Here is a 12484-nt window from a genome sequence, read left to right as displayed (position 1 = left end):
CAACTTACATCAATTAAGTCGTTAACAACTGACTAATTTCTTCACAAATTTACTACATCGATTTCGGTTCCAATATACACCAAAGCCCTTTTTAACACTTTATATCCTAAATCTTCAATTGCATCTTGATATTCCTGAATTTGCTGTGCATATTTCGAGTTTATTGCACCAGTTTTATAATCAAGCAAATAAGCTTCTTTATTTTGAGTTAAGACTATTCGATCTGGTTTTAAAATTCTTCCTTCTTTTTGAACTATAGTTTGCTCGGCAAGAACAGTATTTCTTCCATTAAAACAAACACTTAACTCGGGATGAGAAACGATTTCTTGCAACGTTTTCAAAACTTTCTCAGTTTGATCATATGTTATCAAACCATTCTCGATTGCTTTTGTAACCGCTAATTCAACATCTGATTTATCTTTTACAAATGCTAAAATTTCATGAATCACATTTCCATACGAAATTGCCTCTTGCTGATGTGTACCCCACATCAAAGACTCCTTCTGGGCAATTTTAATATTTTTCGGATTCAAAACTTCCGAAACAATCGGAATTGTTTTTATTAAATCTAATGTTTGATGAGAAGGAGAAAGTTTTATCCTGTTTCCAAATTCATACTCCAATTTCCCGTCCTCATATATTCCTTTAAACATTAAATATTTAATAAAAAAAGAAGCCATATTACTTGGGAATTCACCATCTTTTCTCTCTTTTATAGTTTGAGAAATAACATATAATTGTTCTTCGGCGCGCGTTAGAGCCACATACAAAACATTAATATTATCGAGTAATTCTTCCTGCTTTTTCAAATTAAAAACAGCAGAAGCACTTTCCCCAAAACCTTCAACAGCACTACTATTATCAATCAAAGCTTTCGAAACACCTAAATCAGTATTTTCTGTATCAAGCCATAATTTATCTTTTGGTTTTCTACTATAATCTTCTTCTGCAAAAGGCATAATCACAATAGGAAATTCCAAACCCTTAGACTTATGAATCGTCATAATGCGAACAGCATTATTTCCCTCGGGAGACGGAATACTGAATTTTTCCGAATTTTTAGCCCAGTAATTCAGAAAATCTGCAATCCCAGCCTGATTTCTAATATCGCGTTCTAAAACAATATCCAAAAAATATTGCACATACGCATTACCTTCTGGCGAAAGGACAAATTTTGATATAATAATCTCAACCGCTTCGTACAAGGATTTTTTTCTAACATCTTCAAATGAAAGTGAAACATCAAAACCTAAAAGCCATTTTTCAAAATCACTTTCAAATTTATACCCCATTCCTTTAGCTATGAAATCATGAATTGGCATCTGAACATCTTTTGTAATCGCCAAAAAATGAAGAAAATTAGCTTTAGCCTCTAAATCAACACTATTGTTCAGATATTTTAACAAATGAATAATCAGACGAACTTCTGTTGCATTCTGGATCATCAAAGTTTCTGAAGATAAAAGTGGAATATTTTGCTCCGTCAAATAATTCGCAATCGCAATTCCCTGATCTCTTTTTCGGGTTAAAACTACAATATCCCTATATTCAAAACCTTCACGCAGCACCTTCTGAATCGTATTTAAAGTTGCCAAAACATATAAATCTGATTTTTCGACAATCTCTTCATCATCTACAAAATCATTTTTTTCAATTATCGGCAAAAAAGAAATATTTACATATCCGCCTTTTTTAGCATTTGAAATTTGATGACTATGATTTTCATACAAATCTTTATAATCTTCATTTGAAAATTCAGCTGAAATTAATTTAAAGAAAGCATTATTAAAATCAATTACTTCACTATAACTTCTATAATTAGTATCTAAATGTTCAATTACTTTGTCCGGGTTGCTAAATGGATTTATATCTTTACTCAACTCAATAAACTGCTCCGCTTTTCCTCCACGCCAGCGATAAATAGATTGTTTCGGATCTCCTACAATCATTAGCGTTCCTTTGTTCCCTAAATCATCCTGACCTGCAAGTGCATTATCAATTAACGGAATTAAATTCTGCCATTGCATCTCTGAAGTATCCTGAAATTCGTCTATAAAAAAATGACGATAGCGTTCTCCCATACGCTCATAAATAAAAGGTGCAGGCTGGTTTTGAATTTCACGATGAATGATCGCATTAAATTCAGATATAGACAAAACATTTTGCTCTGACTGAATTTTTGCTAATTCATTACTAACAGTATTTAATAACGAAAGTGGCGTTATATTTTTTAAAAATGCCTTGTAAAAATCTCTTTTTTCAAAATTTTTATAGATTTTATCCAAACCCAGAAGTAATTCAGGAATAATATTTTCAATCAACGCCCGATCTGTCGCCGTTTTATTAATTGCTATGTCATCAAATTCATGAAAAGTTTTATTTCGTGGATTGAATTTACCATCTCTAATACTCTCTAAGTGATTTGGAAAAGTTCCTCTTGAAAATGATTTTAAATCGATTTCGTTTTTATCAATTAAAGCTAGAGCATTAAAGGCGTGTTCAGCACATTCCTTTTCCAAATCAGCACACAAAACTGACATTTTCTTTTTGATAGCAACAAATTCTTCAATAGATGTATTCTGAAAATGAGAGATTTCATTTCGATTATTTTCATTCAAAACCAATCTTCCGGTTTCAAGAATTTCACGCGAAACATCCCAACTTTTATCATCATCGGTTTTTTCCATTGTAAAATCAACAAGCAGCTTTGTCAAAGTTTCGTCTTGTCCGGCTTGTGCAATAATAGCATCAACTGCTTCAACTAATAAATTTTCGGTATCCAGAGTTACCTCAAAAGTCATTGGTAAATTTAAATCGTGCGCAAAAGCACGAATTACTTTGTGTGTAAATTTATCAATAGTAGAAATATCAAAAGCAGCATAATTATGAATTAGATGCTTAATAATATTTTGAGATTTTGTTTTAATTTTAATCAAGGAAAGTCCCGTTTCACGAGATAAATCTTCCATTAAATCTGTAGCTTTCACTGAAGGCTCGTCCTTAGTAAATTCAGACAAACTTCCAACAATACGGCTTTTCATTTCGTGGACCGCTTTATTGGTAAAAGTGATAGCTAAAATATTTCGATAAGCATCATTTTTAGGCGATGAAAGAATTATTTTAAGATATTCTTTGACTAAAGTATAAGTCTTTCCTGAACCTGCAGATGCATCGTAGATAGAAAAAGATGGACTTTGCATAAGTTTAACTTTAGTATTTGTAAAAATAGCACTTCTAAATCACTATTTTTTACAAAAAACCAAAAATTCTATTAAACCGAAATAAGTTTAGTGTTTTGGAAAAGCTCTTTTATTGAAAATAAGCAAAATACCGACACCTGTAGAAATTGCCATGTCGGCAACATTAAAAATAGCATTAAAAAACATAAAATGTTTACCACCAAAGAAAGGAATCCAGGTTGGCAGATTGCCTTCCCAGATAGGAAAATAAAACATATCAACTACTAACCCATGAAACCATGTACCATATGGATGAGGTGAAAAAAGTGTTGCCAAATTATGTGTGCTGTCATCAAAAATTACTCCGTAGAAAACGGAATCTAAAATATTTCCTGCAGCTCCTGCAAAAATTAGCGCAATTGCAACTATTAAATAAGTAGAATGATGCTTTTTGATTGCATCAGCCAACCAATATCCAATTCCGAAAACAGCAAAAATTCTAAATACAGTCAAAATTAATTTTCCGTATTCGCCTGGAATTTTTGTTCCCCATGCCATTCCTTCATTTTCAATAAAATGAATTTTGAACCAATTAAAAACATGAACTTCTTCTCCTAGAATAAAATTGGTTTTCACATAGATTTTTGAAATCTGATCAACAAGTAAAACTAAAAATATAAGGAGATACGCTTTTCGTAATGACATTTTATGGATTTTTTGATGCGCAAAAGTACTAATTTAATCAAAAAAAAAGCTCCTAATGGAGCGTTAATTCTTTTACAATAAAATCAAACAGTAATTTAATACCATTTTAAGCAAAGAAGAAGTTATTTTTTGACATTTGTCTTAGCTGGAGTTTTAGGACCATCAGCAAAAAAACCTGAAATCGATTTCAGAAAGCCTTTTTCTTCTTTACCAGAGTTAGCTTTTTTCTCCTGTACCTTTTTAATTTCCGTTTTTAATTTTAGACGCATTTTTTCGAAATCTTTCATTCTACTTTCTACATCCGAATTCACTTCTTTGAATTTCAATACTTTAGCCATCGTGTAAGTTTTTTATAGTGAAAAAATAAAATTATTAACATTTCGGTACCACAATGATACATAATTTAATTTATATTTGTTTAAACAATTTAACAATTGTTTAATACATAAGTATAAATTTATCATCAATAATATATCGATCTGAAAATATTTTAACAACTGTTTAAAATCCTACTAAAAATGAACGAAATCACAGCTACTCTAAACGATTTTTTGGTTACTACTAAATCAACATCAGCATTAATTTTAAATGGAAAAGGAAAATTAATCACATCACTACATTTAGATTACGGAGATAGTGTTGCCGCAATGAGCGCTGCGATTTTATCTATGAGTGAAAAATTTTTAATTGATTTAGACAAAGGATCATTAAAACAGCTTTATTTAAAAACTTCAGACGGTGTCGTTATCGGAAATAAAATTAGCGGTTCAAACTTTATTATTGCTTTCTCAAAAGAAGGAAGTAACCTTGGATTATTAATGCGATCTACTGACGAAGTTTCTATAAAATTAAGCCAGAATTCCCTATTAAAATAAACATAAATCTATTAACAACAAAACCAATTAACTATGAGTAATGACTTTTTGAACGTGTTTTTAAATGAAATGAAAACTAACGTAAACGGCTTTATAGCAGTAGCTGTGACCGAAATCGAAACCGGATTAAGCTATGGAAACCTGAGTTTAGACTCCAAATTTGACCCGGAACTTGCCGCAGCTTACAACCTGGAAGTAGTGAAAGCTAAACTGAATGCTGTTAAAGCCTTAAATTTAAATCAGGAAATTGAAGATATTTTGATTACACTGTCAAATCAAATTCACATTATCGACATTTCTCCAAACAAAAAATTCATGATTTACCTTGCTGCAGACTCTACTAAGGCAAATTTAGGAATGACAAGAGCCATATTAAGAAAACACAAATTAGAATTAGAGAAAAATTTGGCTTAATTTCTACTCTTCATTTAATTTAGAACTGCCTTGATTGCAGGCAGTTCTAAATTAAAAACATCTTTTCAGACACACCCGATTCTCTCGTTTTCTCTCTTCTTACAAAAAATTATAAACTTTTACTATACAATTTTAATAAATCGTAATCAATTTACCTCAAAAAAATAGATAATCAAAATGTAATTACTACATAAAAATATTAAACAAAAAAAACGCCCCTAAAAGGAGCGTTTCATACTGTTATTGTTAATTTAGGTATAGATAATTATCTTTGCAGGTTTTTAGCTTCGATACTCATTGTAGCATGAGGAACTATTTTTAGCCTTTCCTTGCCGATTAGTTTACCTGTCACTTTACAAATACCATATGTTTTATTTTCAACACGGAATAATGCGTTTTTCAGATCGCGTATAAACTTTTCCTGTCTGATAGCCAACTGTGAGTTCGCTTCTTTTGACATTGTTTCACTTCCTTCTTCAAATGCTTTAAAAGTTGGAGAAGTATCATCTGTTCCATTATTCAAATCATTCATATAAGCACTTTTAATTAAATCCAGATCGGCTTGTGCTTTTTGTATTTTATTTTGAATTATTTCTTTAAACTCTGCCAAGTCAGCGTCAGAGTATCTTGTAATTTCATCTATCATGGTATTTATATTATTTTGAAATTAATATCATAGTTTTAATATCATCAAACTCAATTTCTGTGCCGTTTTCTAAAGCGTCAACAAAAACCAAATCTTCTGTTAATGTCTCAGACTTAATATAGTCTTCATTTTTCAGAATGGCCTCTTCTAACAAACCACTTCTTTTTATCTGAACCTTAATCTTATCGGTAACTTCAAATCCAGAATCTTTACGGATATTTTGAATTCTGTTTACCAATTCTCTCGCGATTCCCTCGTTTTTCAATTCTTCAGAGATTGTAATATCAAGTGCAACCGTAATTCCATTTGAATTTGCAACCAACCATCCTTCAATATCCTGGGATGTTATTTCGACGTCTTCTAGTGATAAAGTTACATTTTTTCCAGCAATAACAATATCTAACGCCCCCTGCTTATCCAACTGATTGATCTGATCTACTGAAAAAGCTTGTATTTCTTTGGAAATCAGACCCATATCTTTTCCGAAACGCGGCCCTAAAGCCTTAAAATTAGGCTTGATTTGCTTCACTAAAATACCAGAGTCATCATCTAAAAGTATGATTTCTTTAACGTTCACTTCCGCTTTTACAAGCTCAGAAATAGCTTCAATTTCATCTCTCTGATTTTCGTCAAGTACCGGAATCATTACCTTTTGCAAAGGTTGACGCACCTTAATCATTTCCTTTTTACGAAGCGATAATACAAGCGAAGAGATAGTCTGCGCCTTCTGCATTTTACTTTCTAACGTTTTATTAACAAAGTTTTCGACAAATTTTGGAAATTCAGCCAAGTGAACACTGCTATATTCCTCAGATCCTGTAGAAATTGTTAAATCACGGTATAATTTATCCATGAAAAAAGGAGCGATGGGAGCGCTTAACTTACTTATTGTTAACAGGCAAGTATAAAGCGTTTGATAAGCTGCAATTTTATCCTGAGCATATTCTCCTTTCCAGAAACGACGACGGCACAAACGAACATACCAGTTACTTAAGTTTTCCTGAACGAATTCAGATATAGCTCTTGCTGCTTTTGTAGGCTCATAATCTTCATAACATTCGTCAACAAATTTTATCAAAGAATGCAATTCAGAAATAATCCATTGATCGATTTCCGGTCTCTCGTTTAACGGAATTTCCGCTTCAGCGTATTTAAACCCATCGATATTGGCATATAACGAAAAGAATGAATAGGTATTATATAAAGTTCCGAAGAATTTACGACGCACCTCAGCAATTCCTTCCAAATCAAATTTCAGGTTATCCCAGGGATTTGCGTTTGAAATCATGTACCAACGGGTAGCATCCGGACCATATTCTTTTATTGTTTCGAAAGGATCTGTTGCGTTCCCTAAACGTTTCGACATTTTTTGTCCGTTTTTATCCAAAACCAAACCATTTGAAACTACATTTTTATACGCTACTTTATCAAAAACCAAAGTTCCGATAGCATGTAAAGTATAAAACCATCCACGAGTCTGATCTACACCTTCAGCGATGAAATTCGCAGGAAAATCTTTATTCTCGTCTATTTTATCTTTGTTCTCAAAAGGATAATGCCATTGTGCATAAGGCATGGCACCAGAATCAAACCAAACGTCAATTAAATCGCTTTCACGTTTCATTGGCTGTCCTGAAGCCGAAACTAAAGTTATTTCATCAACAACATTTTTGTGTAAATCAATTAGATCATAATTTGATTCAGACATGTTTCCGATTTCAAAACCTTTGAACGGATTTTCTTTTTGAAAACCAGCTGCAATAGATTTTTCAATCGCATTGTACAATTCTTCAACAGAACCAATAAGAACTTCTTCTTTCTTATCTTCAGTTCTCCAAATTGGCAACGGAATTCCCCAATATCTAGAACGAGATAAATTCCAGTCGTTGGCATTTTTCAACCAATTTCCAAAACGTCCTTCACCAGTAGACTTAGGCTTCCAATTGATAGTTTCGTTCAGGTCGAACATTCTATCTTTTACATCGGTTACTTTAATGAACCAAGAGTCTAGTGGATAATATAATAACGGCTCATCAGTTCTCCAGCTGTGTGGATAACTGTGTACGTATTTTTCAACCTTAAAGGCTTTATTTTCTTCTTTCAATCGAATAGCAATCTCAACATCAACAGAGCGCTCTGGCGCCTGTCCTTCATCATAATATTCGTTTTTCACATATTTACCAGCCAAATCACCTACATGAGAAGTGAATTTTCCTTGTAAGTCTACCAAAGGAACTGCAGTGCCATTTTCGTCTAAAACCAACATTGGCGGCACTTCGGGTTTAGCTTCTTTCGCTACTTTAGCATCATCAGCACCAAAAGTTGGAGCGGTATGCACTACTCCGGTTCCGTCTTCTGTAGTAACGAAATCTCCGGCAATTACTCTAAATGCATTTTCAGCATTTTGATAAGGCAATACGTACGGCAATAATTGCTCGTAACGGATTTCTACTAAATCGGCTCCTTTTGCTTCTGCTAAAATTTTGTACGGAAGTTGCTTGTCGCCATTTTTTACTTTTTCGAAATCGGCATCGTCTTCACTTGCAAAAAATCCTTTTCCAAATTGTTTTCCAACTAAATTTTTAGCCAAAACCACATTGATTGATTCAAAAGTATATTGATTGAATGTTTTTACTAAAACATAATCGATTTTTGGTCCAACTGTCAAAGCGGTATTCGATGGTAGTGTCCAGGGAGTAGTTGTCCAGGCCAAGATGTGAATATCTCCAAAACCTTGTAAAAACGAAGGCAATGTTTTCGGCAATGTTTTAAACTGCGCTACAATCGTAGTATCTGTAACATCTCGGTACGCTCCAGGCTGGTTTACTTCGTGAGAAGACAATCCAGTTCCTGCTTTTGGAGAATAAGGCTGAATCGTGTATCCTTTGTACAACAAACCTTTATCATAGATTTGTTTCAAAAGCCACCAAACAGACTCCATATATTTTGGTTTATAAGTCACATATGGATCTTCCATATCAACCCAATATCCCATTTTTTCGGTCAAATCATTCCATACATCGGTATAACGCATTACGGTTTTTTTACACGCTTCGTTATATTCTTCAATAGAAATGGTTTTACCAATATCTTCTTTTGTAATTCCAAGTTCTTTCTCGGTACCTAATTCTACAGGTAATCCATGCGTATCCCAACCGGCTTTTCTTTTTACCTGAAAACCTTTTTGAGTTTTATATCTGCAAAAAATATCTTTAATCGCACGCGCCATCACGTGGTGAATTCCCGGTAATCCGTTTGCTGAAGGCGGACCTTCAAAAAATACGTAAGGCTCTGCACCTTCGCGAGTAGTTACACTCTTTTCAAATATATTTTCTTTCTTCCAAAAATCAAGTACTTCTGACGCTACTGTTGGTAAGTCAAGTCCTTTGTATTCAGTAAATTTTGTGCTCATTTTATCCTTTTCTTAAACGAGGTGCGAAAGTAAGGAATTTTGAGGAAAATAGATAAAAGATGACAGAAAAAAGAGCGATGTCAGAAAATTTCAGGTATGTTCAGCAAAAAAAAATGCTCTTTTTTAAGATTTAAGAGAAAACCTCCTTTAAAACCTCTAAAGATTTCGGTTTTTTGAATCCGTCCAAATGAAAACTATAATAATCAATCAGAACTTTTAGTAGTATTTGTCTTTCTACCACATGGAAAACTTTCTGATCGTTGTCAAATTTCAGATCAATCAGTTTTTTCAGAAGACTTGTTTCATCTTCTGTTAAAGAATTTGATCCATGAAAAATCGTAAAAATACCTTCATTCATTTCAAAATAGGGCAAATCAATTTCAGAAATATCTGGATAAAAACCAAGATATTTTGTTGCATCTAAAAGTAAAATTAAATGGAAATTAGAAATTTCATCATGATGATCCAACCACATCAATGCAGTTTCTAAAAACTCAAAAAGCGATTCATTTTTTTCCTCTTCCTGAATCGAATAATGCAATATTTCGGAAAGAAACATTACAATTGTACTTTTCACTATATCAGTATGAATCGTTTGAAAAGGAATTGCCGTTTTTATTTCTTTAAAATTTTCCAGCGTCCCTTTATTCTTGTGAACTGCTTCAATTTCTAAAATAGACAAAGGCTGAAAATAAGCAATCTTCTGACTCGCTTTCCGACTCGAAAAAGCATCTCGCACAAAATAAGACTTCAGGCCATTTGAAAGCGTAAAACACTTTACTATCAGGCTTTTTTCCTGAAATTTTAAGGATGAGATTACTATTGCTTTTGTTTTGACTAACAATTTTTGGATTTTAGATTTTAGACTGTAGATTTTAGATTTTGAAAACTGTGACTGAAAACTGCGACTAAATCCTATCGAATTATCATCACTTTCTTTACCTTCGTTTCACCGCCGTCTTGCGCCGAAATAAAAATCATATAAACGCCTGATGCTACTTTATATCTTCCAAAAGCAGTTGTATCCCACTCTATTGTTCCTCCTTCTGAAGTTGTTTCATAAACCAAATTACCTTCGATATCTGTAATTTTAATATTGGCTTTATCAATTAACCCAGCCACTTTTACAGTTCCCGAATAGGTTGGACGAACCGGATTTGGATAGACATAAACATTATTTAAATCTTCATTGGCATCTGTTGCAATTCCTTTAAAAGAAATCATTCCTTTATTGGTTGCAATGAAAACTTCTCCGGTTGTGCTGTTAATTTTGATGTCATTTATAACGTTACTCGGTAAAGGCGAATTACTTATAGTAAAATGATATTTTGTTTCCTGTCCATTTGGAGACACCATAAAAACACCAGCATCAGTTGTTCCAATCCATTTATTATTAGCTCCGTCAACTGCAATTGAAGTGATAAATTGTTCATACAGTAATTCCTGAGCCAGATTATCTTCCATAATAATAACTGGATTCGCTTTTAACTGACTTTCATTTTGGAAACTGCTCACGTTTGACAAAACCCGTAGTCCTTTTGTAGTTCCTATCCAAAGTTGGTTTTTAGTATCAATTGCAATCGATCTTACGTCGGCGATTGGAAGATTTCCTGCATCAGCACCAAATGTCATTTTTTTAAATGTATTGGTCGCTTCGTTAAAACCAACAACCCCATCTCTATTGGTTGCAATCCATTTTACACTATTTCTATCAATTACAATGTTGCCATAACTTGAAGCTTCTGCATCATCAATAATTGAAGTCATCGAATAACTTCCCCATTGACCATTGGTTCTCAAAACTTTTAATCCATTTTTGATCCGGCTATTGGTTACCCAAAGATTTCCTGTTTTATCAAAAGCAGTTCCATTGATACGGACATCTATATAATTTGGACCTTCGGTAGTAATTGATTCTAAACCGCTATTTTTTTCGTTGTATAAAAACTGCGGAACATCATCTTCTACTTTTAATAATCCGGAGAAAAACGAACTCGCATAAACTTGTTTTTCATCAGCAGGATTTACAATAATTTTTGTCATCGATTTGGCGTCATAAACATCAGAATATGGAATATTCAACCAACCAGAAGCACTATATTTACTTACACCATAACTATCTAAAGGATACGGATTATAAAACGAATCGTAATCACCATACACTGTCCAAAGAACATTCGGAGTTACATCTAATGAAAAAATATTGTTTCGTGCAGGACCTGTTGGTGTATTATTTTCAAAAGCTGTACTTCCTGATAGCATCGAAGAAAACAAACCTTTTTCTTTTGTTCCGATATAAATTGCATCTCCAACAGCGGTTGCACAAGTAAAATTAAGTGTATTATCTAAAACCTGAGCATTTGTAATCTGTCGATTCAAAACCATTTGATTAGTATAGATATAAACCGTATTCGGGATCGTTATAAACAAATTATGATTCTTTGCCCGCATATCAACAGAAGGTTGTGAAAGCTGCAAAAACCCAACAAAAGTTACTGAGTTAAACCTATGAATGTATCCAACAGTATTTATCGCAATAAGCTCCGTATCTAAAGTTTCAACACTTGACCAATCTCCTGAATTTACAACTATCCATTGACTAAAATCATTTAAATTCGGATTTGTGCTATTTGCTCTTCTGATTCCACTTGAGGTGGCGGCATAAATAAACCCATTAAAAAAAGTAGTTTGTTTTACACTGATTTCCGCGCCATTATCTCCAATAAAATAAGTATCACCAAATTGCAAAGTCGTCAAATTGAATTGCACAATTCCGAAATCACAAGAAACATACAGCAAACCGTTATGCTCCATAAAATGATTTATCTTTTTAAGATTTGGAGCCAATTGCTTATTGATAATATCAACTTTTTTAAGCATATTACCATCAGTCTCATTAATTACAATCATTAAACCATTTTCGTAACCGACAATTGTTTTTTGAAAGCTTCACTATAATATACCGTAGAAATGGTCTGTCCAGAAAGTCCGTCAACTGTAGTTGTTGTTTTTACTGAATTTGTAGCCGCATTTTTAGAAAACAAAGCATTCTCTGAAGCTGCGTAAACTGCTGTTGAAGACTCTGAAACATCTTTTATTTCATTAAATGAAAAATACCCTTGCCATGACAATTTATTCTGGGCAAAACTAAATTGCATAAAAAGCAGAAACAAAATATAGAGAAAACTTTTCTTCATTATTTGACATATTCAGATAGACAAATATAATACAAACGAAAGTATTTGATTTTTGT

At 32.9% G+C, this 12484-nt stretch carries 10 protein-coding genes; 2 read left to right on the top strand and 8 right to left on the bottom strand.

All coding sequences use genetic code 11. The features are described from left to right. Positions 1-41: 41 nt before the first annotated feature. From IHE43_RS04010 to IHE43_RS04000, 3 genes are all read right to left on the bottom strand, one after another. Positions 42-3200, bottom strand: coding sequence for an exodeoxyribonuclease V subunit beta (locus tag IHE43_RS04010; RefSeq protein WP_192186790.1), 3159 nt, complete (start codon positions 3198-3200; stop codon positions 42-44). Between the two features lie 87 nt (positions 3201-3287). Continuing rightward, positions 3288-3884 (bottom strand): lipoprotein signal peptidase, encoded by a 597-nt coding sequence (locus tag IHE43_RS04005; RefSeq protein WP_192186789.1) that lies wholly within the window; start codon positions 3882-3884, stop codon positions 3288-3290. A gap of 122 nt (positions 3885-4006) precedes the next feature. Continuing rightward, entirely contained in the window at positions 4007-4222 is a 216-nt protein-coding gene (locus IHE43_RS04000) for a hypothetical protein (RefSeq protein WP_192186788.1), read from the bottom strand. Between the two features lie 180 nt (positions 4223-4402). Here IHE43_RS04000 and IHE43_RS03995 point away from each other — a divergent pair, with 180 nt between their 5' ends. Further along, a complete protein-coding gene (locus tag IHE43_RS03995) occupies positions 4403-4759 on the top strand; it encodes a roadblock/LC7 domain-containing protein (protein ID WP_192186787.1) in 357 nt (118 codons plus the stop codon). Between the two features lie 33 nt (positions 4760-4792). After that, positions 4793-5173: a hypothetical protein gene (locus IHE43_RS03990; protein WP_192186786.1), complete on the top strand. Its 381-nt coding sequence runs from the start codon at positions 4793-4795 to the stop codon at positions 5171-5173. Positions 5174-5438: 265 nt separating this feature from the next. On the opposite strand, the gene IHE43_RS03985 is transcribed toward IHE43_RS03990, so the two are convergent. The 5 genes from IHE43_RS03985 to IHE43_RS23995 all read right to left on the bottom strand — a co-directional run bounded on the left by IHE43_RS03985 (position 5439) and on the right by IHE43_RS23995 (position 12428). Then, complete coding sequence (locus IHE43_RS03985) at positions 5439-5819, bottom strand: TraR/DksA C4-type zinc finger protein (RefSeq protein WP_007807070.1); 381 nt, start codon at positions 5817-5819, stop codon at positions 5439-5441. Positions 5820-5829: 10 nt separating this feature from the next. Continuing rightward, positions 5830-9231 (bottom strand): isoleucine--tRNA ligase, encoded by a 3402-nt coding sequence (gene ileS, locus IHE43_RS03980; protein ID WP_192186785.1) that lies wholly within the window; start codon positions 9229-9231, stop codon positions 5830-5832. A gap of 130 nt (positions 9232-9361) precedes the next feature. Next, positions 9362-10075, bottom strand: a complete 714-nt coding sequence (gene recO, locus IHE43_RS03975; protein ID WP_192186784.1) for a DNA repair protein RecO — start codon at positions 10073-10075, stop codon at positions 9362-9364. A 71-nt stretch (positions 10076-10146) separates the two neighbouring features. Next, a complete protein-coding gene (locus IHE43_RS03970; RefSeq protein WP_370526684.1) occupies positions 10147-12141 on the bottom strand; it encodes a T9SS type A sorting domain-containing protein in 1995 nt (664 codons plus the stop codon). Next, entirely contained in the window at positions 12141-12428 is a 288-nt protein-coding gene (locus tag IHE43_RS23995; RefSeq protein ID WP_370526683.1) for a hypothetical protein, read from the bottom strand. Before IHE43_RS23995 ends, IHE43_RS03970 begins: the two co-directional genes overlap by 1 nt. Positions 12429-12484: the final 56 nt, after the last annotated feature.

The organism is Flavobacterium sp. MDT1-60 (assembly GCF_014844035.1).
In the GTDB taxonomy this organism is placed as follows: domain Bacteria; phylum Bacteroidota; class Bacteroidia; order Flavobacteriales; family Flavobacteriaceae; genus Flavobacterium.
This window is presented reverse-complemented; position numbering and strand designations above follow the sequence as displayed.